16 protein-coding genes and 1 tRNA gene are annotated in these 24,474 nt (G+C 60.0%); 15 read left to right on the top strand and 2 right to left on the bottom strand.

The annotated features are described in order from the left end of the window. Window positions 1-108 precede the first annotated feature (108 nt). The 11 genes from ONB52_15080 to ONB52_15030 all read left to right on the top strand — a co-directional run bounded on the left by ONB52_15080 (window position 109) and on the right by ONB52_15030 (window position 13,623). On the top strand, window positions 109-1,251 hold the full coding sequence (locus ONB52_15080) for an alanine racemase (protein ID MDZ7417460.1): 1,143 nt from the start codon (window positions 109-111) through the stop codon (window positions 1,249-1,251). 82 nt (window positions 1,252-1,333) lie between these two features. Further along, window positions 1,334-2,800: an NUDIX hydrolase gene (locus tag ONB52_15075; protein MDZ7417459.1), complete on the top strand. Its 1,467-nt coding sequence runs from the start codon at window positions 1,334-1,336 to the stop codon at window positions 2,798-2,800. A 452-nt stretch (window positions 2,801-3,252) separates the two neighbouring features. After that, window positions 3,253-5,316: a S9 family peptidase gene (locus tag ONB52_15070; GenBank protein ID MDZ7417458.1), complete on the top strand. Its 2,064-nt coding sequence runs from the start codon at window positions 3,253-3,255 to the stop codon at window positions 5,314-5,316. Between the two features lie 332 nt (window positions 5,317-5,648). Beyond that, a complete protein-coding gene (locus ONB52_15065; protein ID MDZ7417457.1) occupies window positions 5,649-6,092 on the top strand; it encodes an acyl-CoA thioesterase in 444 nt (147 codons plus the stop codon). Window positions 6,093-6,101: 9 nt separating this feature from the next. Next, a complete protein-coding gene (locus ONB52_15060; GenBank protein ID MDZ7417456.1) occupies window positions 6,102-6,953 on the top strand; it encodes a D-amino acid aminotransferase in 852 nt (283 codons plus the stop codon). Window positions 6,954-6,968: 15 nt separating this feature from the next. Continuing rightward, window positions 6,969-7,553: a hypothetical protein gene (locus tag ONB52_15055; protein MDZ7417455.1), complete on the top strand. Its 585-nt coding sequence runs from the start codon at window positions 6,969-6,971 to the stop codon at window positions 7,551-7,553. A gap of 86 nt (window positions 7,554-7,639) precedes the next feature. Next, a complete protein-coding gene (locus tag ONB52_15050) occupies window positions 7,640-9,463 on the top strand; it encodes a thioredoxin family protein (protein ID MDZ7417454.1) in 1,824 nt (607 codons plus the stop codon). 743 nt (window positions 9,464-10,206) lie between these two features. Continuing rightward, window positions 10,207-11,088 (top strand): diacylglycerol kinase family lipid kinase, encoded by an 882-nt coding sequence (locus ONB52_15045; protein MDZ7417453.1) that lies wholly within the window; start codon window positions 10,207-10,209, stop codon window positions 11,086-11,088. Then, window positions 11,073-11,789 carry a TIGR04282 family arsenosugar biosynthesis glycosyltransferase gene (locus tag ONB52_15040; protein ID MDZ7417452.1) on the top strand — a complete coding sequence of 239 codons (717 nt, stop codon included), beginning with the start codon at window positions 11,073-11,075 and terminating at the stop codon, window positions 11,787-11,789. The genes ONB52_15045 and ONB52_15040 overlap by 16 nt, the downstream gene beginning before the upstream one ends. A 29-nt stretch (window positions 11,790-11,818) precedes the next feature. Beyond that, window positions 11,819-12,412 carry a rhodanese-like domain-containing protein gene (locus ONB52_15035; GenBank protein MDZ7417451.1) on the top strand — a complete coding sequence of 198 codons (594 nt, stop codon included), beginning with the start codon at window positions 11,819-11,821 and terminating at the stop codon, window positions 12,410-12,412. A gap of 386 nt (window positions 12,413-12,798) precedes the next feature. Continuing rightward, complete coding sequence (locus ONB52_15030; protein MDZ7417450.1) at window positions 12,799-13,623, top strand: hypothetical protein; 825 nt, start codon at window positions 12,799-12,801, stop codon at window positions 13,621-13,623. 257 nt (window positions 13,624-13,880) lie between these two features. Here the strand turns inward: ONB52_15030 and ONB52_15025 are convergent, their stop codons facing one another. Beyond that, window positions 13,881-15,227 carry an amidohydrolase family protein gene (locus ONB52_15025; protein MDZ7417449.1) on the bottom strand — a complete coding sequence of 449 codons (1,347 nt, stop codon included), beginning with the start codon at window positions 15,225-15,227 and terminating at the stop codon, window positions 13,881-13,883. Between the two features lie 32 nt (window positions 15,228-15,259). Beyond that, window positions 15,260-18,256, bottom strand: coding sequence for an amidohydrolase family protein (locus tag ONB52_15020; GenBank protein ID MDZ7417448.1), 2,997 nt, complete (start codon window positions 18,254-18,256; stop codon window positions 15,260-15,262). A gap of 1,122 nt (window positions 18,257-19,378) precedes the next feature. Here ONB52_15020 and ONB52_15015 point away from each other — a divergent pair. The 4 genes from ONB52_15015 to ONB52_15000 form a co-directional block, all read left to right on the top strand. Continuing rightward, window positions 19,379-20,323, top strand: a complete 945-nt coding sequence (locus ONB52_15015) for a tetratricopeptide repeat protein (protein ID MDZ7417447.1) — start codon at window positions 19,379-19,381, stop codon at window positions 20,321-20,323. 223 nt (window positions 20,324-20,546) lie between these two features. Next, complete coding sequence (locus ONB52_15010) at window positions 20,547-21,368, top strand: hypothetical protein (GenBank protein MDZ7417446.1); 822 nt, start codon at window positions 20,547-20,549, stop codon at window positions 21,366-21,368. Window positions 21,369-21,445: 77 nt separating this feature from the next. After that, window positions 21,446-21,520 (top strand) — tRNA-Pro (locus ONB52_15005). A 420-nt stretch (window positions 21,521-21,940) separates the two neighbouring features. After that, window positions 21,941-24,474 (top strand): ATP-dependent helicase (locus ONB52_15000; GenBank protein MDZ7417445.1); only part of this gene is annotated, 2,534 nt, incomplete at its 3' end.

Here is a 24,474-nt window from a genome sequence, read left to right as displayed (position 1 = left end):
GAAGCGCGGCACCACCGGACGTTCTCCTCTCATCGGCAGGCGGGGGGCGGAAACAGTTCCAACGGAGCGCATTGTTCATAACTCCTCCGGCAATCTCAGGAGACGACATTGGATTTCAGAATTCCCGGACAGGCACCCTATCTGCTCCAAAACCCGGAAGCGCTGGCCACGCCCCGATTGTTGGTGTTTCGCGATCGCGTGCAGCGCAATCTGGCGCGCATGCGGCAATATCTCGAAGCCCTTGCGCCCGCCTCCGGCTACCGCCATTTGTGCCCGCATATCAAAACCAACAAATCCTCACTGATCACCGGCTGGATGCGCGCCGCCGGCATCACCCACTTCAAAGCCACCATGCGCGAGCTGGAGATGGCGATTGAGGCGGGAGTCCAAAGCGTCTTCCTCGCATATCCTCTGTTACTGCATGAAGCGCGCCACGTGGCACAGTGCCTCAAGAGGTTTCCGCACCTCGATATTCAGGTTCAAATCGGCAACCGCGCACATGCCGAAATACTAACGGCGGTGGCGCAGGCCGAGCAGGTGGGCTGGCGCTATTTCATCGACCTTGACATCGGCATGCACCGCACCGGCATCGCGCCCGCCGAGGCGTTGGCGCTGTACGCACAAACAGCCGGCCGGCCGCATTTCGCGTTTGCCGGGTTGCATGGTTATGATGGCCATGTTCATCAGGCCGCGTTTGCTGAACGGCGCGCTGCCGCACAAGAAGCCATGGCCGGTTTGCTGGCGGCTTACCGGGCCTTTCGCGCCGCCGGCGTGCATGTGCCGCGTATTATCGTTGCCGGCTCACCGGCTTTTCGCCTTGACCTGGAAATTTTGCTGCCGGCCGTGGCAAGCGAGACGCTGGTGCAGGCTTCGCCCGGCACGTGGATTTTTTGGGATTCGAATTACGAAGCGCTGGCCCCCGGCGAGTTCGAGCTGGCCGCATTGATTTTGGCGCAAGTAATCGAAGTTGGGCCGGGCCGTCTCACGCTCAATTTGGGACACAAGCGCTGGGCGGCAGAAAGTGGTCCGCTTGAATTGTTCAGCCGTCCCGGACTGCGGGTGGTTTCTTTCAGCGAGGAGCACACCGTGCTGCGGCAGGAAGGCAGTGAAACCATTGCCATCGGGGACTACCTCCTGCTGGCGCCGCGCCATGTTTGCCCGACGGTCAATCTTTTCGAAGCGTTCACCGTGATCGGTCCGCAGGGCGAGATCGAAATTTTGGACGCGCCGGTGGATGGCCGCAATCGCTGAACGGCACCCCGACCCGCAAGCGGAGGGCCTGACATTCAGGCCCGGCGCCGGCATATGGCAGCGAACTTTTATGGTGGTTCATATGAGCCGAATCATCTTTGCCCATCTCTCCCCGGCCTTCATTATCCTTGCCGGCCTGGTGTTCGTCCTGCTCCTGCCGGGGTATCGCCAGCATGTGTTGATCGATTTTGGCGTGGTCTATTATGCCATGTTGCGCTTTTCGCACTGGCGTTTTGGTCCGCCGGTGCGGTCGAATTCCCCGCCACTCACACCCCTTGCAATCGACCGCAAAGCCCGCCGGTCGCTGCGCGAGATTGCCCTATACGAGTATGAGTACATTCGCGAGACCATGGCACAGGCGATGAATGACCGCCACGTGCTGGTGAATTATTTCCTGCTCATCACCGGTTTGCTGATCGCCGCCATCGGGGTGTTGCACAGCCGGGAGGGCATGAGTTACTCGCCCTATACGCGGCCGATCACCATCGCCATTTGCCTCTTGTTGAGTTTTGTGGCGTGGATTTATCAGCTCAAGATCATCCGCCTGCGCCAGGCCTGGTGTGAAAGCGGCGTGGCCATGAACCGCGTCAAACAGTTTTTTCTGGTGAACGCCGGCCTGTCGGCCGAGCATCCCGGTTCGCCGTTTTTGTGGAAAAGCACAACCCTGCCGCGGCCGGCCAGGAAAGGCAATCTCTATCATCTCTCTTTCATCTTGATCAGCTTCATCGCGGCGGTGGCGGTGGCGTTCGTCAGCGTATTGCAACTGCCGCCCGGTTCCTGGCAGCACGCTTTTTGGGTCCCCCTGCTGTTTTTCGGCCATCACTTTCTGCTGCAGCTTTCAACCTATGATGTCTTTCTGGAGGACCGAACGGCGGCCGCAGCCAGCGGTGGCAAGGCGGGCCGGCCGGAACCGGCATCGCGACCGGCGGGGGAAACTTCCACAGTGACGGCGGAACCACCTCAGACGCCGCGCCAGGTGATCATTCACCAGCAGGAAATTGTCTATCGCAATTTTTTCGAGATTCAGAAGGCCACGCTGCAGCATGAGCGCCTCGACGGCCAACTGACGCCACGGGTGCAGCGGTTCAATTGCAGCCGCGGCCACGCGGCGGGCATCCTCCTGCTGACACCCGCCGGCAATGAGTTCATCCTGGTCGAGCAATTTCGCTATCCCGCCTATGTTTTCAATCCGGGCAGGGCCTGGTTGATCGAGATCGTTGCCGGGATTTTGGAAGGCCGCGAAACGCCGCTGGAACTGGTGCGGCGCGAGACTCTGGAAGAAACCGGCTATGAGGTGAACCAGATCGAATTTCTCACCGAATTCTTTCCCTCGCCGGGCGGCTCGTCGGAACGCGTGTATCTTTTTTTCGGCATAGTGGGAAACAAGCTGGCCGCGGGCGGCGGACTGCACACCGAGTCGGAATATCTCCGCGTGCTGAATTTACCGGTGACGCAAGCCTATGCGATGGCGGAGCGGGGCCTGATCGATGACGGCAAGACGCTGCTGGCCATGCACCTCATCCGCCCGCGACTATCCGTTTCCGTCTGAAATGACGGCCCGGAAAGCACACCCGCGCCTGCCGCCTGCGGAAATTTCGTCGCGGGGGATGCCGGCGGCTGCAGGAGCCGACAAGGATGAGGGCATCATACACTGCCTGAATTTTGCATGCTGGCTTGCCATTGTCCGGAAGAAGTGGCGTGTGGGAAGTGCACCCCCTGCCGGAGTTGACCGCACGCTTGCCTGCAAAATTTTTTATGCACCACCCCATGGATGGTTGGGCGTCGCGATCAACCCGGCGTTCCTCGCGGAGGCGATCAATCGCGGTGCAAAATTCAGGTGGTGACATGGGACAAGATGGCCGCCCTTCCTCCCCACACGCAACCGAGGCTTTACTCCCTCCGGCATAAAAGCCTTGAGTTTCTCTCCCCGGATGTCTATCATCACAGCGGCAAAAGCTGACCTGCTGCATACGCAATGACTCAATTTTCATGGAGGCAAGCATGCGCGTGTCGACGCTGTCGGTTGGAATCTGCCTGTTCGTGCTCAGCCGTGCTTTTGATCCTGCCTTCACCCAGGAGACACATCCCTTCACCGTGCATGATCTGCTCGCGATGGATCGCATCTCCGAAACGCAAGTTTCACCCGATGGAAAATGGGCGGTCTTCACCCTGCGCAAAACCGATTTGGAAGCCAACCGCGGCCGCACCGACATTTGGGTGGTGGCAGTCGACGGCACCGGCCTGCGCCAGTTGACCGCACATCCCGGCAGTGACTTCAGCCCGGTTTGGTCGCGCGACAGTAAAAGCATTTGGTTTCTCTCCTCGCGTTCCGGCTCCACGCAGGTCTGGTGCCTCCCGCTGGACGGCGGGGAAGCCGTGCAGAAAACCAGTCTGCCGCTGGATGTCGGCAGCTTTCAACTCTCCCCTGACGGCAGGCTGCTCGCGCTCACCATGGAGGTTTTTCCGGATTGTGCGACCCTGGCCTGTACCCCGGCACGTTTGCAAGAACAGCAGGCCCGCAAGGCCAGCGGCCGCCTCTATGAAAAACTTTTCATCCGGCATTGGGACGCCTGGAAAGACGGGCGCCGCTCGCATCTCTTTGTGATGCCGGCGGCCGGTGGCGAAACGATCGATGTGATGAAAGGCATGGATGCGGATTGCCCCTCCAAGCCGTTTGGCGGCGCGGAAGAGTACACCTTCACGCCGGACAGCAGGGGCGTGGTGTTCACGGCGCGCGTCGCCGGGCGGGAGGAGGCCTGGTCAACGAATTTTGATCTTTATTTGGCGCCCGTGGATGGTTCGGCACCACCGAAGAATCTCACCGCCGGCAACCCGGCATGGGATACGCAGCCAGTATTTTCACCCGATGGCAAAACGCTCGCTTATCTGGCGATGGCACGGCCGGGTTATGAATCCGACCGGTTTCGCATCGTTTTGCAGCCCTGGCCGGAGGGGGCCCATCGCGTTTTGACGGAGCCGTGGGATCGTTCGCCCGGCGGTGTAACCTGGTCCGCCGACGGCAGGACGATTTACACCACGGCCAACAATCTCGGACAAAATTCCCTCTTTGCGATTGACGTTGCCAGCGGCAAAAGCCGCATCGTGGTGGAAAAAGGCACGGTGCGCTCCGTGGGTGTGGCCGGCAATCGGTTGTTGTTTGCCATGGATCATCACCGCTCACCGGTGGAATTGTACACGGTGCTGCCGAATGGCACGGGGGTGCGGACGGTGACGCGCATCAATGCGGAAAAGCTCGCCAAAGTCCGCATGGGTGAGTCCGAACAGTTCACCTTCAAGGGCTGGAATGACGAGACGGTCTACGCCTATGTGGTCAAACCGGTGGATTTCAACCCGGCGCAGAAATATCCCGTGGCTTTCCTGATTCACGGCGGACCGCAGGGTTCGTTTGGCAATGATTTTCATTATCGCTGGAATCCACAAACCTATGCCGGCGCCGGCTACGCGGCGGTGATGGTCGATTTTCACGGTTCCACCGGCTACGGCCAGGCGTTCACCGATGCCATCCGCGGGGATTGGGGCGGCAAGCCGCTCGAGGATTTGCAAAAAGGGCTGGCGGCGGCCCTGCAGAGATACCCCTGGATGGATGGCGAGCGGGTCGCGGCATTGGGCGCTTCCTACGGCGGCTACATGATCAATTGGATCGCCGGGCAATGGCCCGACCGTTTCAAGTGCCTGGTCAACCACGATGGCAATCTCGATGAGCGCATGGCTTATTTTGACACCGAGGAACTCTGGTTTCCCGAGTGGGATCACATGGGCACGCCCTGGGACAACCCCGAAGGCTATGCCAGGCACAACCCGATCGATCACGTCAAGAATTGGAAGACGCCGATGCTGGTGATTCATGGCGGCCAGGATTTTCGTGTGGTTGACACGCAGGGCATTTCCACCTTCACGGCCTTGCAGCGCCGCAACATTCCGAGCAAGTTTCTCTATTTCCCTGATGAAAACCACTGGGTGCTCAAACCGCACAACAGCATTCTGTGGCATGAGACGGTGATCGGTTGGTTGAATCAATGGGTGAAAGGAGCGGGGACGAATTAGTGTCCCTCCGAAATCACTGACTTTGCAACGGCGGTGGCTGCCACGGCCGGGCTTCTGCTGCAAATCCCCCCGGATTTTTCATGCCCCCGGCTGTTTTGAACACCCGGGCTCAGCCGGGGTGGGGAGGTTTTCGGAGAGACCCGAGTCAGGCAGTTCACGATCAAATGAAGTCGCAATCAATTGCGCGTCTGAGAGGCAAAAGCGGGCTGAAGCCGGCTGCGTGGCCGCAGCACACTTGAACTCGCACCTCGGGAGGTGACTCCGGCTTTTGCGCCAATTCCAACTTGAATTCATCCGCACATCTGATTTTCATCCCACTCTGCGGAGTGTGCATGTCAACCGATCTGCTCGCACGCTATCCCGTCGTCATTCCCGTAACCGTGGCCTGGGGTGAGATGGACGCTTTTCAACACGTCAACAACATTGTCTACTTTCGCTATTTCGAAAGCGCCCGCATGGCCTATTTTGCGCGCATCGATTTCGCCGATCCCGACCGGCACGGCGGCATTGGCCCGATTCTCGCCCATACGCAATGCCGGTATCGCAAAGCACTCACCTATCCCGACACGCTCGCAGTCGGTGCCCGCGTCAGCGAACTGCGCGAGGACCGCTTTTTCATGGAGCTGTGCGTGGTGAGTGAGAAACTCGGCCGCCTTGCCGCCGAAGGCACCGCCGAGCTCGTAGCCTTCGACTACCGCCATGGCAGGAAGGCGTTGCTGCCGCAGGCGGTTCGTCACAATATCGCGAAGCTGGAAGGAGGGGAGGTGCGGCAATAGCCGCAAGTGATGCTTGTCTATCTCAACGGCAACTTTGTTCCCGCCAGTCAGGCCTGCATCCCCGTGCATGATCGCGGCTTTCTGTTTGGCGATGGCGTGTATGAAGTGATTCGCAGCTACGGTGGCCGTCTCTTCGCCAGTGCCGCACATCTGCGGCGATTGGAAAATGGCCTGTCCGCCCTGCAAATTCCTCTGCCGCAAGCTGCGGAACTGCCGGCGCTGGCCGGGCACCTGCTGCAGAAGAATGGCTTGCAACGAGCCGATGCCCTGATTTATTTTCAGGTGACGCGGGGTGCCGCTTTGCCCCGGCGGCATTATTTCCCGCCGCCGGACACGCCGCCGACGGTTTACATTGCCACCCGGGCTTTCACGCCGCCGTCGGCTCTGCTGGCGGACGGTGTCGCCGCGATCACAGTGCCCGATATTCGCTGGCAGCGCTGCGATCTGAAGACCATCAACCTGCTGCCGAATGTGCTGGCGAGCCAGCAGGCGCATGCGGTGGGTGCCGATGAAGCGATTTTCATTCATGCCGGGGCGGCCACCGAAGCGAGTCACAGCAATTTTTTCGCGGTATTTCACGGCAGAATTTTAACGCATCCCGGCACGCAAAGAATCCTGCCCGGCATCACACGCGCGGTGGTGCTGGAATTGTGCCGGCAGTTGCATGTGCCCGTGGAGGAAACCGCGCCGGTTGCCGCTTTGCTGCCGCACGCCGATGAACTCTTTCTCTCCCGCACCTCCGGTGAGGTCGTGCCTGTCGTTCAGCTTGACGGCCAAAGCATTGCGGATGGCCGGCCCGGCCCGATCACCCGCCGGCTGCAACAGGCGTTTGCAGAGTATGTCGCCCAGCACAGCGCGTGATCGCCGGCGGAAGAAATGCGAATTTTACCGGACGGAGAAATGAGCGTGTTGCGCCATTGCACAATTGCAGCCGCGCCCGCCTGCGCCCGTTGCGGGCGGCGTGCCGTCGTGTTGCTGCTGGCGTGTCTGCCGCTCGCCTGCCTCAATCCCTTTGCGCCCGGACTTGATGACGGCAGCCTGGCCAGCGAGCTGGTCACCGAGCAGCGCAACCCCGAGGAAGTGCTCACCAATTTTCGGTATGCTTACACTTTCCGGGATTCCCTGCTCTATTCCGAAGTTTTGGACAGCGCTTTCGTGTTTCAATACTTCGATCCGGATCAGGGGCCTTCCGGCCTGTTCATCTCCTGGACGCGCGAGACCGATCTGAAAACCACCGGCCGGTTGTTGCGCACCTTCGATGTGATCAGCCTGGAATGGCTTAACACCATCTATGCGGTGACCGAGGGCCGGGATGAAACCCTGGCCAAAAGCTTCCGCCTCGATCTCGCCAGTGCGGACATCAGTTTCAGCGTGTCGGGCTTTGCCATTTTCACCTTCCGGCGCAATCCGCACGACGGCAAATGGCGCATTGTCCGCTGGGTGGATCAATCAGATTTGTGAAAGTGCATGGCCGCCGGACCTGCGGCCGTGCCGGAAAAAAAGTTGCTGTCAATCTGGATTTGCGTTCCCATCCCTTGGACATTCTCATGAAGAACACACTTTGCCTCGCTTTGGTGGTGATCTCCTGGCTGTTGACCGCGCCGCGCAGTCGCGCACAGGAAGTGGTTTCCCCCGGCCTGACACCGCCGGAGAAAATCCTGCAGGTGCAGACACTGTTTTCCTTCGACCGGGCTTATCGTGGCAGCACGCTGCGCGCGGCCCTGATTGGCCGGATCGCCGCAGGCTGGCATGTCAACTCGCATCAGCCCAACGAGGAGTTTTTGATTCCCACCGCCGTGGTGTTGGACGAAATCGCCGGTGTCACGGTCAAAGCGATCGTCTATCCGCCGGGGTTGACGCGCACCTTCGCCTTCTCCGAAACGCCGCTGTCGGTTTATGAGCAGGAATTTCTCATCGGCCTCGAACTCGCGATTGCAGAAAATTTCAGCGGTCCGGAAGTGGCGCTCTCCGGCAAGCTCACGTATCAGGCCTGCAATGATTACTCCTGTCTGGCCCCCGAGTCCGAACCGTTTCGCGCCACGCTTCCAGTGGTCGGCCTCGAGCAGCCCGCCAATCTCATCAACGAGGAAGTTTTTCAGAAGATCGATTTCGGCGGGGCGCTTGCCGCCACGGCCGGCACGGCAGGGCGGGAGGGGGGCAATGAAGTCAGCGGATTGATTGCGCAGCATGGCCTGGGCACGGCCCTGCTCTTCATCTTCATCGGCGGCCTGGCGCTCAATCTCACGCCCTGCGTTTATCCGTTGATCCCGATTACCATCAGTTATTTTGGCGGCCAAACCGGCGGCCAGCCGGCGAAAGTTTTCGGTCTGGCCCTGCTCTATATTCTCGGGATGGCCCTGACCTACTCGGCGCTCGGCGTGCTGGCGGCATTGAGCGGTTCGCTGTTCGGCGCCGCGCTGCAAAGTCCGCCGGTGCTCAGCTTCATCGCGCTGGTGATGGTGGCACTGGCGCTCTCCATGTTCGGCTTGTATGAGTTCAAAGTGCCGCAGGCGCTGACACAACTTGCGGGCGGCGCGAAACCGGGCTATTTTGGCGCGTTCTTTATGGGGCTCACCGTGGGCTTTGTGGCGGCGCCCTGCATCGGTCCCTTCGTGCTTGGGCTGTTGACTTATGTCGGCACCACCGGCAATCCCCTGCTCGGCTTTTGGATGTTCTTTGTGCTCGCGCTGGGTCTGGGTGCGCCGTTCCTGCTGCTCGGCACCTTTTCGGGATTGCTGCAGAATCTGCCGCGCTCCGGCATGTGGATGGTGTGGGTGAAAAAAATTTTCGGCGTGATTCTGCTCGCCATGGCCGCCTATTTCATCGCGCCGATATTGCCGTCCTGGCTGGGCAAATATTTGCTGCCTGCGATTCTGCTGGCCGGCGGCGTATACGTCGGCCTGATCGAATCGAGCAAATTCGCTTCGGCGGTTTTTCCCTGGCTCAAGCGCGCCACCGCCGCCGTCTTTGTGGCACTGGCAGTGTGGCTGGCGTGGCCGGAACAGCAAGCCCACGCCGGTGTCTGGCAGCCGCTGAGTGAAACGGCGCTGGCGCAGGCGCGCCGGGAAAGCAAACCGGTGATCATCGACTTCACCGCTGATTGGTGTCTGGCCTGCAAAGAGTTGGAGCGCTTCACCTTTCCGCATGAAGCAGTCCTGGCGCGTGCCGGCAGCTTCCTGATGTTGCGCGGTGACCTGACGCAATACGGCTCGCCCGAAGTGCAGGCGATCCGGCAGCAATATCAGATCAAAGGTCTGCCAACGGTGGTGTTTCTTGATGCCGAGGGCCGGGAGCGGTCCGATTTGCGCGTCATCGGTTTCGTGGACGGCAAAGAGTTCGCCCGCCGGATGGCGGCAGTCACCGGAAACTAAGTGTTGTCTCTCACGGAGAAAATGGCTATAATGCAGCGTTCTGTGAGTGGGTGAAACGTCATGGTCCGCCTGGTCATGCAGCACGCCTCTGCTCCGGGGGCTGGGATGCGCCGCCAATGGCAGACAAGAAGCGCGGAAGTTTTCTGCCAAATCATGGGCGGGCAAGATCCGCTCTTGCAGGCGGAAAATGGCACAAACCGGCCATGCTGACAAACTTCATCCCGCGCGCCTGCTTGCCAAGGCAGTCGCCGGCCACCGCGCAACACCGGCCAAAGACACGGGCACGCAGGATAACGATTTCCCGCGCACGACTGACACCCTCTTGCTTCCCTCCGGCGAAACTTGCTTGAAGCTAAACGGGGAAGACAAGTCCGGCAGGATGTCGGACGGTGACACTCCCGGCTCTCCGGTCGCAGTGGCAGTCTGCAGCGTCTTACCGCGGGCCACAACACCGGGTGGAATTGCATACCACATTGTTTCCTGGTCACTCACATGCCTGGTGCCGTGCCGGCAGGTTTGCTCTGCAGCTTTTGCTGATGCGGCCGCAGCAGCCGAAGAAGCTTGTGGCAGCAGGTTTGCCTGCCGAAAACGAGAAACCGGCAGGCCGTTTGACTGTGAGGTTGGCACCCGTGGAACGAAACATACTTCGGATCATGAGACCGCGCCCGGGTGATGGTATCGCACGGAAAGAACCGTCGGGGCAGCGGGGTCGCGCAACCGCAGATCCTGAAGAGTGCAGCGGTATGCCATCACACAAGATGCTTTTCATCGTCAACCCCATTTCGGGATTTCGCCGCGACAAGAGCGACCTCATCAATCGCATTCACGCGCAATTCCCAGCCGGCGATATTGAATTGACCGCCGCGCCCGGAGAAGCCACGCGCCTGGCCGGCGAGGCCGCGCGGCGGGGTTATCACCTCGTGGCCGCGGTTGGCGGAGATGGCACGGTCAATGAGGTTGCTTCGGGACTGGTGGGTACGGACACTGCACTCGGCATTATTCCGCGCGGCTCGGGCAACGGCCTGGCCCGTGGTCTGGGCATTCCGCTTGCCCCCGCCGGCTCCCTGCAGGTGTTGCGTGCCGGGCAAGTGCGCACCATCGACGTGGGCTGTGCTGCGCACCGCCATTTCTTTGCCGTCTGTGGCGTGGGCTTCGATGCCAACGTTGGCAGGAAATTCAATGCCGCCACCTGGCGCGGGCCGCTGCCCTATTTTCTGATCGCCGCACAGGAATTCGTTGACTACAAACCCGAACCGTTGCGCCTCCACGTGAAGCATCAGCAGTGGGAAAAAACACCGTTCCTCATCACCATCGCCAACACCCGGCAATATGGCAACGGCGCCATTATCGCGCCCCAGGCGCAACCCGATGACGGCTTGCTCGACATGTGTGTCGTCGAGCCGTTGCGCCTGCTCGATGCGCTCAAGTATGCGCCGCGCCTGTTCAACGGCACCATCGATCGCGCGCCCATCATCAGCTATCAACGCGTGCAGGAAATCACCATTGCGAAGGACGGCCCCATTCTCTTTCACGTGGATGGCGAAGCCACCCTCTGCGAGGGCCCGCTCAAAATTTCGATCAAACCCCGCGCCCTGCGCGTCATCACACCATGCCAAAAAACATAATTCAACCCGACACCATGCCCACTGATCTCGCGCTGTTGACCTTCTTGAAGTTTCCCGAGCCCGGTCACGTCAAGACCCGCCTGGCGGCGGCCATCGGGGCGGAGCTGGCCGCGAAAATTTACCGCCATCTTATTCAAACGCTTTTCGCCCGCACCGCCAGTTTGCCCGCCCGTCATTTTGCCGTTTTCACCCCGCGTGAAAAACGACAGGCGTTGCGCCGCATGCTCCCCGGTGAGCGCGAGTGGCTGGCGCAGGACCCCTCGCCGGATTTGGGCGTGCGCATGCGCACCGCCATTCAGACCGTGCTGCAGCGCGGGTATTCCCGCATTTTGCTCATCGGTTCCGACAGCCCTGATTTGCCCCTGGCCCATCTCGAACAAGCGGCCGAAGCACTGCATCACCACGATGTAGTACTGGGTCCGAGCCAGGACGGCGGCTATTACCTCATTGGCGTGAAGGCGGATCTCCCCGCCCTGTTCGAGAACATCTCCTGGAGCACCGCCGCCGTGTTGCAACAAACCCTGGCAAAGACAGAAGCCCTGGGGCTGAAGGTTCATTTGCTGCCGGCCTGGTATGATGTCGATGATTTCAATTCCTTGCATCGCTACTGCATGCTGAATGACATCCCTGACCGCCTCAAATTTCGTCTCCTGCCCTTTTTCCTCGGTAGAGTTTTCAATCAGCGCAGCCTGCTGGCATGAGGGCAGCAGCCGGCGCAGAAGGAGACCCCATGCCAAAAGCTGCGAAACCCTGCCGCAGGCACAATGGCCGGGAGCGTGTCAGGCAGGCGATTTTCTCCCTCCCTGTGCTGGCGGGCCTGCTGGTTTTACCCACCGGCGCTCACGGTCAGTTTGTCCTCACGTTGGTGGAACAAACCGTCGCCGCTCAGCTTCCCGTGGCCAACATGGACTGGCGCGAGTTGCAGCACGGTCTGGCCTCGCCGGACTCCGGCCGCTTTCTGATTTTTGATGTCCGCGACCGCGACGAGTATGACGTCAGCCATCTGCCGCACGCCAGGCATGTCGATCCCCGCCTGTCCGCCGAAGACTTCATCAAACAGTTCGGCGATTCCCTGCGGGAGAGGCGGGTGGTGTTTTATTGCTCGGTGGGATATCGCAGCTCGCTCCTGCTGCAGCGCCTGCAAAAGGACCTGCATACCGCCGGCTGTCGCGCAGCCGCCAACTTGCGCGGTGGCATTTTTCGCTGGTACAATGAAGGCAACCCCGTGGTCAATGCTGCCGGGCCGGCACAGCGTGTTCATCCGTATGATCGCTTTTGGGGCCTGTTGCTCAGAAACAAAGGCAGGTCCGCGCCGGAGGAGTGAGCGGCACCGTGATCCCTCGCAGAGTGCCGCGAGCATGCCCCGAGTTCTCACTCGGCATGAGGCGCGGCGGGCATCGAGGCATGGCAGGCTCGCGAGCCAGTCAGGATTTGCATCCTGATGTGTGCCGCGTGCGACCGGGCAATTTCCAGGAAGAAAATTCAAGTCTCGGTAGTTTGCAAAAGCTGCGCAGGAACCCCCGGAATACCGCGTGAATTCAGCCTCTCAAACAGTTGTTGCTTTTTCGCTCGGATCCGACTTGCAACGGCCAATCTTGAGTTGAAAGCCTCAAGCGCGGGCCGAATTTGCATATGTTGGGCGGCAAAGCAGCGCACCGCCAACTCACCCATTCCTTTTTCACCCGCATTCACTTGCTGCAGGAGTTTGCAATGGCAATGCGCGTTTTGGCCTTCGTCTTTGGTATTTCGCTGAGCATGCTCTTCCTTGCCTGTGCCGGTGACGAGACCACCAAGCCGGGAGAACAGGACATCGAAAAAACAGCCGCAACCCTCGATCTCACCGCTACAGCCACCGCCGATTATTTTGACATGTCGGCGCTGAGCCTGGCTGTCGGCCAGTTGCTGCCGGGCCTTGGAAAAGCGGCAACTCCGCCGGAAACCCTGCGCGTCTCGACCTGCCCGTTGATCATTTTCGATCGCAGCGCCAAACAAGTCACGCTCGATTTTGACGGCGGTTGTCAGGCGGCCGACGGGGTCACGCGCAGCGGCACCATCAATCTCAGCTACAGCGGCAGCCTGCGGTCGAGCGCGACCCTCACACTCACCTTCAACAATTTCTCCGCCCATGGCTACACTTATTCCGGTCAGGTCGTCATCTCCGTGAACAACGGAGCGGTGACCGTTGCGCTGGAGAATGCTGCGATCACCGATGCCCGGGGGCAAACCACCCGCCTCGCCGGCACTTTTGCGGTGAAGGCCGCCATCGGCAAGCCGCTGGATTTCAGCGATGATGTTTATCTGGCGGGAGGCAGTCTTATCGTCACCGACAAAGACGGCAAGCGCTACAATTTCACCATTACCGAGGATTTGGAGATCACCCTCACTTGTGCCCATCCCCGCAAAGGGAAAATGGAAGGCACCTCCAGCGACGGCGTGGCGGTGAAGGTTGATTTTTTTCCGGCCGACGGCGGTTGCGATGATCTCGCAGTCATCACCATCGGCGGCGTGACGCGCGAGATCCACCTGGGGGAATAGGCCGGTCCTGCTTTATGGCAACAACCCACCCCGCATCCTTGCAGGACGCAAGGGTGGCACCCCCGCCGTTTTTTTTGCCAAAAGCAGAAATCCCGGGGGAAAAATTGTGAGAATTCATTCGTGGGAGTGGTGCTGTCGGGGTAACACAAAAAACTCCCACGAAAGCAGAACCCCCACGGAAAAATTTCGTGGGAGTTCATTTTCGTGGGAAAGAACTGACGTCTGCCCAGCCGAGTGGAGAGCTTTTCGCGCAGAGATCAATTCGTGTCTCCCGCCTTGCCGTTGGTGCGGTGCTCGCGTTGGCGGTATTTCTCCGAGTATTTGCGATACAGCGCCTCGTGCTTGTTGCCGAGATCGATGCGTCGGCCCTGGATGAATTCCCATTCCACCCGGGTGGGAATTTCAAGCGGATCGCCGTTGGTGACAATCAACGTGGCATCTTTGCCCACGGCGAGCGAACCGACCCGGTCGGCGACGCCGAGAATTTCCGCGGGGTAGAGGGTGATGGCTTTCAGGGCCTCTTCGCGCGGCAGGCCGTAGGCCGCTGCCATTGCCGCCTGGTAGGGCAGATTGCGTGCGTTGGCATTCTCGAAATCAGCAATGCAGAACTTCACCCCTGCCGCATGCAGCTTTGCCGGAGTGGTGAAGGGCGTGTCGTAGGCCTCCCAATCACGGCCGGGCAAGTCATGCACCGGGCCGTAGATCACCGGGACGTTCTTCGCCTGCAACAAGTCCGCCGCCCGCCAGGCATCCTGCCCGCCCACGATCACCAGCTTCAGATTCTCCTCCTGCGCCCACTGCACGGCAGCTTGAATTTGTTTGATCTCATTGGCGGTGACAAACACCGGCAGCGTGCCCTCGAAGACGGGTATCATGGCTTCCCAGCGTGAGTCGGTTTCGTGGCGCACACCGGCGACTTTGCCCTCCGCCGCTTTCGCTGCCCGGTAGGCGCGGGCCTGGGCAAAGGCCTCCTTGAGCTTCTGCAAATTCTCCTGCATTTGTTTGCGTTGTTCTTCCTCGCTTTGGGTAATCCAGCGCCCGCGCCGCAACGTCATGGCGGGCCAGTTGACATGCAGCCCCACCGGCGCCTGGAGCGTCATTTGTTCCCAGGTCCAGCCATCCAGCATGAGCAGCGCGGAGGTGCCGGCCAGCAAGCCGCCCTGCGGCACGCTCAACGCCAGTGCCACTCCGTTGGCGCGCGTCACCGGAAGCATTTCACCATCGGGATTGACCGCCACTTCGGCGCGCACATTGGGATTGATTTGACCGGTTTCAGCGAAATCCCGCGTCGCGCGCACGGCTCCGATCTCAACCAGACCCAGCGTGGTGTGGGCATCAATGAATGCCGGGTAGACGTGTTTGCCGGTCACCTCGATGCGCTCGGCATGCGGGGGAATGTCCACTTCCCGGCCCAGCGCGCTAATCCTGCCGTGTTCGAAGATGATCGTGGCATTGGTGATCTCCGGCGCGCTCACAGGATGCACCGTGGCGCCCACCAGCGCGATGGGCCGTGTTTGCGGCGGTGCCGGAATCTGGCCGTAATTTTGCGCCGGAACGCGCGCCGCGAGCAACAAGCCGAACAACACAATCAGTTTGCCTTTCATCTTGCCAAACTCCCGGAGTTGCGATGCTTCTGTCAGTCAGTCGTCTGTTTCGCTTCAGTTGGGCTGTCTTTGGCGCTTTCGTCCCTGTCGGCCAGCACCTTTTGAATCAAGGCGGCCCGTTCTTTTTCCACGGCCGCGCGCAGCTCGCGATCCTCGGCGCGGTCGAAATATTTGCGGCCCTCGATCCAGGTTTGTTCGCAAATCGAATACGTTGACAACGGCGCACCGCTCCAGATCACGAAATCCGCCTGCTTGCCGGGCTCCAGTGAGCCGATGAGATGATCGACCTTGAGCTGTTTGGCGGGATTGAGCGTGACGAACTTGAGCGCCTCCTCTTCGGAGAGACCGCCATACTTCACGGCCTTGGCTGCTTCGAGATTCATGCGCCGTGCCAGCTCGCCGCTGTCGGAGTTGAAGGAAACCACGATGCCCTGCCGGTGCATCAGTGCGCCGTTGTAGGGAATCGCGTCGTACACCTCGAACTTGTAGGCCCACCAGTCGCTGAAGCAGGAGGCGCCGGCGCCATGCGTGCTGATGGCATCCGCCACCTTGTAGCCCTCCAGCACATGCTGAAAGGTGCCCACTTTGAAGCCAAACTCCTCCGCCAGGCGCACCAGCATCAGAATCTCATCCTGCCGGTAGGAATGGCAGTGAATGAAGCGCCTGCCTTGCAGGATTTCCAGCAGCGTCTCCAGCTCCAAATCGCGGCGGGGCGGCACCACCGCGCCGGGATTCTTCTTGTTGGCCGCGGCGAAGTCGTTCCAGGCCTGCTCGTAATCGCGTGCGGCTTGGAAACGATCGCGGATGATCTGCTCCACGCCCATCCGGGTTTGCGGATAGCGCGTGGTGAAACGATCGCCCCAGTTGCTTTGCTTGACGTTTTCCCCCAGGGCAAACTTGATGGTGGGCGGTGCCTCGACGAATTTCAAGCCCTCGGCATCCGCGCCCCAGCGCCATTTCATCACTTGATTGCGGCCGCCAATGGGATTGGCCGAGCCGTGCATCACGTGTGCGGTGGTCAAACCGCCGGCCAGTTGCTGATAGATGTTGACATCGGAGGGATCGATCACCTCGCCAATGCTCACCTCCGCGGTCACCGCCTGGCCGGATTCATTGACCGCGGAGACTGCCGCATGCGAGTGCGCGTCGATCAAGCCGGGCGTGACATGTTTGCCCCCGGCCGCGATGATTGTCGCGCCGGCGGGCGCGGTGAGATTTTTGCCGACCTGGGCAATTGTGCCGGCTTTCACCAGCATGTCGGCATTCTCCAATTTGCCGGCCGGACCGCAGGTCCAAATCGTCGCCCCACGCACCAGCAAAGCAGCCGGTTGCTCGGGCGGTGCGCTGCGGCCAAAACTGCCGTAAGGGTAAAGCTTGCGCCACACCGGCGGGGGAGAGGCCGGTTTGGACTTCTCCGCAGTTTTTTCCTGAAAAGCTTCAAGCCGCCTCGCCGACCAGGTCACCGCCGAGCCATCAGCCAGCTCGCCGCGGCCCTGCAAATTCCCGGCTTCCACTAAGCCCGTGAGCCGGATCACGCCGCTCAGACCGAGCGAATCACCCTTGAATGCCAGCAGGATTCTTTTCTCATCAAGCTGCGCTTTGCTCAGGCCGGCCCTGCTCTTGTCTTTGCTGAGCTCGCCGCTCAGCCGCTCTGCCGTGCCTTTGAGCTCGAGCTGGAACATTTCATGGCGGCCGTTGTGCGTGAGTGCAAGTTCCCATTTGCCGCGCAAATCGACCGCCGCCGGCTTTTTGATTTCGTAACGCCTGCCCTCGATCCACACATCGAGAATGGCAAACTTTTCCGCGAAGAATTCGCCCTCGGTCACCACCAGATTGGCCAGCTTGCCGGCGCCGATGCTGCCCAGCCGGTTTTCCTCACCCAGCAGTTTGGCGGGAATCGTGGTCAATGCCGCCAGCGCCGCGCTCGCGGGCAGCCCGCTGGCAATCGCCTTGCGCAGGGCCGCCGTGAAATCGGATTCCTTTTTCAACTTGTCGGTGGTGAAAGCAAACGTCACACCCGCCTGGTGCAGCCAGTAGGGATTCGCCGGTGCCATGTCCCAGTGCTGCAGCTCCTCCAGCGACACCTCCAGGGCGTCCTCCGGCGTGTCGACCTTGGGTTTCTGCGGAAAGTCCAATGGCAAAATCAGCGGCACGCCCGCGGCGCGGAGACGATCGCGCTGGCGGTATTCCTGGCCGCTGCCACGCACGAGCAGCGCGAGATGGAATTCTTTGGCGACATTCAGTGCCCGCACGAGATTGAGATCATCGTTGACTTCGAAAATCACCGGCTGCCGGCCGGCAATTACTTCCGCCAGGGCTGCCAATGCCGGACTTTCCTCCGGCCGCGGCTGTGCCGGATTGCGGCGATAGGCCGCCATCGCCGCCTGGTACCATTGTGCGTCCAGCAGTGTCTGACGAATGAAAGCGATGCTGCCCAGGAGCGAATTGGGATAACCGCCTTCCTGTTCGCCGGCTGTTTCAAAAGCGAGGTGTTGTGCCACGCGCCGCTTGAGCACGCCGCGCTCCAGGCCGCCGTCTCCCAAACTCACCAGGGCGCTGGTGCCGCGGAAAATGCCCTTGCCGGGCGCAATCAGGGCCGCGCAAAAGCCCAGCTCGCGCAGTGCCTTGACTTTGTTCTGATCGGGCTGAAACAAATCCTCCGCCTGCTCCTCCGCGCGCATCAGCGGGTTCCAATGGCGTGGCCCACGGCGTTCTTCAGGGCGCGCCTCTGTTCTTGCCTCCGTGCGCGCCGCCCCTCTCGCTCCCGGCGTGCGCGCCGGCACCCCCGGGGTGACATAGGGTTCGATGAAACCGGCGTAGAGGGTTTTGCCGCTGTAATCCCACAGGCGCGCGTCCGGTGGCGGCGTGACTTGTGCGCCTGCCGCGACGATTAACCCATCGCGGATGATCACGGTGCCTTTGTCGATCACCTGGCCCGGCGCCGGCACAATGCGGGCATTCACCAGGGCATGGACTTGAGGGGTATTGTCACGCAGCCCCTCGACCGGCGTGATTTGTGCGGTGACCAATGCGGCAGGACTCCAGATCAGCAAGACCAGACCGGGGATTATCCGGCACCTTCGTGATGCGCGTGGCATGAAATCTTCCTCCCGACAGGTGAGAAGGGAACAGCAGGAATCGACAAGCCTTGTGAGCCGGCTGGTGGCCGGTTCAGTTCGGTGAAGAATGCCGACTCGGGCAAAAAGCGCGGCGAATATGCAAAGATTCTTTCGTGATGTCAAGGCTGTCGGCACCAATCGCGCCGCAAAGCCGGAGACTCGAAGCGCCGGCAAGCCACAGGCATGAGCATCCGTGAAATGCCTCGGTTGCGTGCGGGGATCAGGATCCCCCCAAATCCTCCCACGAAAATGAACGCCCACGGAAAAAGCCATGAAAGCAAAACTCTCATGAGAATGGACTCTCGCGGAAAAAGCCATTGCGCGGGAAACCATTTTTGTGGGAGAGAAGACGTGACGTCTTCAGCGAACGGGTACATTTCGCACGAAAGCAGAATGTCCATGGGAAAAGCCATTTCACGACTTTCTTGAAACCTGAATTTTGCATGGGTCGGCCTGCGATTGAAATCACAAGCCCAAAGTTCGAGTTGGCCAGGGCCGACTTATCACCCGATTGGCAGGCAGCCGCCCTCAGGCGGTTTCAGCTTTGAGCCTGGGAATTTACTCTCAGGCGAAGATGCAAAATTCAGGTGAAAAAGTTGGTGCCATTGGATCTCTTGTCTGCCGGCTGGTGTGCTTATGCTACTCCGCACGGCACCGGAGGGATTGCGCCATTTGACAAAAACCTTGCGTTTCATTGCCGCGTTGTTAAAATAGCGTTTGGTCAAAAACGTAAATCGCTGTGAACGAGCTTCCCGTGCCGTGCAGGCTGATTTTTCGAATGCCAAACTCGTCATCCAACCTTTATGCCGCAAACGCCGGCGACGCAATAATGATGCACTGCAAACAGCCTTGACGGGTATGGCAATCTCCGCCCAGCCGGGGCGAACCGGCGGGACAGACGTGGGAAGCCGGTGGCGGGAGAGAATGCGGCCGGGATGTGAAAGCAGCGCTATTTTCCGGTGCCGTGGTATGCAAACATGCGCGGCCTCTGCGGCGGGGCTTGCATTTCAATACTGATCAGAAGAGTTCACAATGAAGCATCGTGCTGTCGTGCTGATTGCCATACTGCCAATATTCATTGCTGCAGACTTCCTCCGGGCGCAAGCGCCGGTGCGGCGGCCGGTGCGTGCGTTGCAGACCGAGCGACGCGCCGATCGCCTGGTCGCCGAGGGCTTGGCGCTCATGCGCCGCGGCCGGACCACACTCGCCCAGGCCAAATTGCAACAGGCGCTGCGCCTCGACCCGCAAAATGCCCGCGCCCATCTCGCCTATGCCGATTTGCTGTTGCGGGAGAACAAAACCCTGGCGGCTTACGATCATTTCACCAAAGCCGTGAAATGTGCACCGGCAGATGCCAGGGATCGCGAGCGCGCCGCCAAAATCATCGCGCGCATTCGCAGCGAACATCCGGAGTGGTTCAGTGGGATGCGCCCGCCCAACTCCGCCCAATCCACCCCACGGCCAGGTCATGAACCGTCACCCGATGTGCAAACCGCCGTCCTGCCCCCCCTGCCGAACGGCTTCAAACCCACACTGGCGGTGCTGCCCTTCGAGGCCGCCGGCGGTGATTCCACGCTGGGCCTCACCTTCTCCGAAATGGTGGCCACTGCCCTGATCATGCGCGGCACTTATCGCATCGTCGAACGCCGCCAGATTGAGCATGTGTTGCAGGAACAGGCGCTCGGCCAAACCGGCGCCCTGGAGACGGAAACCGCGGTGGCAGTCGGAAAAATTCTCGGCGTGCAGGCCATCACCGTCGGCAATCTCAGCCGCCTCAACGCCGGCTATGAAAGCGATGCGCGCGTGCTCAACGTGGAAAGCGGCGAGGCGCTGCTCGCCAGCCACGCCCGGGCCGCCTCCCCGGCGCAATTTCGCGAGGCCGCCGAGTCGATTGCGGCCGATCTGAGTGCGAAAGTCGGAAACCTGCAACGGGCGCTGCAACCGGATTCTACGGCCGGTCGGGCTGCCGGGCAATAGCGGGCGGATCTCCCGGCAGGCCGCCGGTTTCTGCGTTTGATCTTACACGGTGTTGCAATTGACACACAGACCGGTCGCATTAAATGGAAATACCGCCGCCGGGTCAACTCATGCAAAATCAGCGCGGCAGGTGAGGGCACGAGCCGCCCGAGGGCTGGCACGCGACTTGGTGAAGGCATGATGCAAAGCATGACATTCACCGAACTTTCTTCAGGAGGAACGTATGCAGCAAATGTTTCGTTTTCGCAAAGGCCTGATGGTTGCGCTGGTGTGCACACAGGTGGTGTTGTTTTCCTGCGGCAAGAATCCCACCGAGGCCGACAATCCCAAACCCGCGCTGCCGCCAACCAACTCGATGTCCGTGGATTTGAGCACCTTTCAGGGCAATCTGCCCAAAACCGGCGCCATCGGGCGAAATTTCCTCACCGCACAACTGACCGTGGCGACCATCAATCTCGCGGTGCTGGTGCATATGAGCGTCCCGGTGCTCACCTTTGCCGCGGCCGCTTCGCAAACGCCGGTGCTGAAGGACGATGCCAAATGGCATTGGATCTACAGCGTCTCGCAATCCGGCCAGCAGTTCCAGGCCGATCTGGCAGGATGGATCGATGAAGACGCTAGGGCAGTCCGTTGGGAAATGCGCATCACCACCAATGCCGGCGGCCTGCAGCTCAATCGCTTTCTGTGGTACACCGGCCGGGCAGAGCTGAACAACGTCTCGGGTGAGTGGACAATCTATGATCACACCCAACCCAATGCCAGCGTCGCGGTCGTGAACATCACCTGGAACTACGAATCCGCCGCAAGCAAAGGCAGCTTGCAATTCACCGTGGTGAAGCCGGGCGTCCCTGAGAACGGTGACACGCTCACCTACACCAGCAACGGCAGCCAGCGCAGCGTGGAGTACTTCGACAAATCTGAAAACACGCGGCTGACGATTGCCTGGGATGCGGTCACACGCGCGGGCTACATCATCGCCCCCAATTACAACAACGGTCAGAAAGCCTGCTGGGACTCGCAGTTGAACGACACGGTCTGTCCATGAGCCCGCGACCCGGAGCGCGGAAAAAGAGCTTGCATCACAGGGTTGATTTTGCTATACTGCGCACGCTTTTTCATGATCGGGGCGTAGCGCAGCTTGGTTAGCGCACTTGACTGGGGGTCAAGGGGTCGGAGGTTCAAATCCTCTCGCCCCGATCCAGACTTAAGGAGTTGTGAAACTTCCCCGCGAGGTTTTGCAGCTCCTTTTGTTTTTTGGTGCTTCGCTGTTCTCACGTCCATTTTCCCGCCGCTGACAGAGGTCGATTGGACACAATGCCGGGCGCGCCCGGCGAAGCAAATGCGCCGAAATCTGACTTTTCCTCTTCGCCACTGACCCGGCCAAACCGGAACCCACGCCGCACACCAACCCGCAGCATGCCTGTCAACTCTTCGCCAGCAAAACATGGCAAATGCCGGTAGTATTGAGCGCATTTGTCTCCGACTTGCCGCCCCGACAATCAATTTCATGATGCCAACAGTGCGTGGGAGGAGTTCGACCGGTAGGCGCACATGAAAATTTCTCATCTGAAATCTCCACCCGCAGCTGCGTGGGACCCGGAAACTGCCCTGAGCCTCATGCGCTTGTGGCAGCAGGCTGGGTTCTCTCCCAACGACGAACAACAGCAAGCCATCCTGCACACCGATGGCCCGCTCTTTCTGCCCGCCGGCCCCGGCTCGGGCAAGACACGCGTGCTCCTGTGGCGAACGCTCAATTTGATCGTTTTTCACGGAGTCAAGCCTGAAGAAATTTTTCTTTCAACGTTCACCGAAAAGGCGGCGTTGCAACTGAAAGAAGGGTTGCGTGCGCTTCTGGGCATGGTCACGAGCCTGACGAACACACCCTACGATCTTTCCAAAATGTATGTGGGCACGGTTCACTCCCTGTGCCAAAAAATTCTCGCCGACCGCCGCATCTATCCGCATCGCGAGCGCGGCAGAGTTCCCGTTATCCTCGATGAGCTTGACCAGTACTTTCATCTTTCCAATCGCCGCCGCTGGCAGGAATTCACCCGCGCCGCAGGATTGTGCAAGGCGCCGGAGCAGCAGATCAACGCACTGTTCGCCACTCACGAACGGCCCTCGGTCTCCCGCCATGAGGCCTTGACCAACTGCCTCGCGCTGTTCAATCGCCTTTCCGAAGAATGCCGGGATCCGCAATGGGACAAGCAGCGAACCAGCAACCCGGTGCTGCGAGCGCTGCTGGAAATGTACGATCTCTATCGCCGTTCGCTGGACACGAATGGCATGCCGCAAACCGACTTGTCTCTCCTGCAACAACGCGCCTATTTGGTGCTCTCGGAATTCGAGGATTCGCCGCACGTTTTCAAACATGTCATCATCGATGAGTATCAGGACACCAACACCGTCCAGGAGCTGATTTTTTTCCACCTCGCCGCCGGCAGCAAAAACTTGTGCGTCGTGGGCGACGATGATCAGGCGCTTTATCGTTTCCGTGGCGCCACCGTGGAAAACTTCGTCGAGTTTCCGCAACGCTGCCACGAACGCCTCGGCGTTTCGCCCCGTGTCATTCCGCTGACCACCAATTATCGCTCCCGCAAGCAGATCGTTGATTTCTATACCAAGTTCATGACGCTGTGCGACTGGCGCAAACCGGCCAATCCCGCTAACAATGAAACACGTAGCGCAGACATCTTGTCTGCAAGCGGTGAGGACAATGGAACACGTAGCGCAGACATCTTGTCTGCGAGCGGTGAGGACAATGGAACACGTAGCGCAGACATCTTGTCTGCAGGCGGGGAGGCCCACCCTGCTCCTTACGCCACTGCGCCTTTGACCGCGCAATCCTTTCGCGTCGCGGGCAAACAGATTCGCGCCAACAGCAAGGACAATGGCGTCGCTGTTGTGGCCAGCACACCCGCGAAACCGGAAGAGGCGTGCCGTGAAATCGCCGCCCTGGTTCGGCGCCTGCTGAAGGAAGGCAAAGTGCAAAACGAAAATCAAATCGCCTTTCTCTATCCCTCGCTCAAATACGATGGCAAGATGACCGCGCAAGTCCGGCGTATGAAAGAGGCCTTGGAAGCCGAAGGCTTGAAAGTCTATGCCCCGCGCGCCGGCAGATTTTTGGAAGTGGAGGAAGCCATCGCTTGCTTCGGCCTCTACCTGCATATTTTCGGTAAACCGGGCCGTGATCAGTTCGCTGGTTCCGACTACCAGCAATATCACGATTGGATCGAGGCCGCTCATAACAGAGCCGAAGAACTACTGAGAGAGGATGCGCATTTGGCCGCTTTCGTCAAACACCGGCGAGAAGAAATCCGGCAAGTGGTGCAGGATTATCAAGTGCTGTCGCGGGTCGTCAAACGCGAGCAATGGGATCCGCAGGCGCCGTATGAAATTGCGCGGATGAAACGTCCGCTTTATCAAGCGGCTGGTCTCTCCGAGCGGGCACGCCGGGCGCTCTCCAGCCAGTATTTCGAAAATATCATTCGCAAGCGCGCCGCTGAAGGCCGGCCGTTTACGCTGCAATACATCATCAATCGCGCCACCGCGCTGGATTGGAACCTGCTTGATCTTTTTTATCAACTCTGCGGCTTTGAGCACTTCAAAGCGATGTTTGATTTGGCGGAGCGCGGCCGCGACGAAGGCCCGATCTGCAACCTTGCCTTGATTTCCAAACATCTCTCGCGCTTCAACGACGAGTATGCCTCCATTCTCACCGCGGAAATGTTCGAGAAGGACGGTTTCGAGAGACTCTTCTTTCGCTTCTATCTGTACGTCCTGTTTCGTCGCGGCGAGTCCGAGTACGAAGACGCCGACGATCCGTTTCCCAAAGGCCGCATTCCGTTCATCACCATTCATCAAGCCAAGGGCCTCGAGTTTCCGGTGGTGATTCTGGCGAATCCGCGCAAGGACAATCGCGGACCGCAGGCGGTGGAGAGACTGGTGCGTCCTTTTCTCGATCGTCAGGGCGAGCCGCTGGACCGCATCGCCGAGTTCGATGCCATGCGCATGTTCTATGTGGGTATCCCCTCGGTGAACCACATCTTTCCTCTGGGTGAATCGCTGCGTATCTTTGCGCAAAATTCACCAGGAGGAGTCCCATGTGGTCTCGCAGACGGCGGGTGTGTCCCGCGGCGCGTCTTGCCCTC

Source organism: candidate division KSB1 bacterium, assembly GCA_034506255.1.
Taxonomy (GTDB): Bacteria; Zhuqueibacterota; Zhuqueibacteria; order Zhuqueibacterales; family Zhuqueibacteraceae; genus Coneutiohabitans; species Coneutiohabitans thermophilus.
The sequence above is the reverse complement of the archived record's forward strand: the minus strand, read 5'-3'. Positions and strand labels throughout refer to the sequence as shown.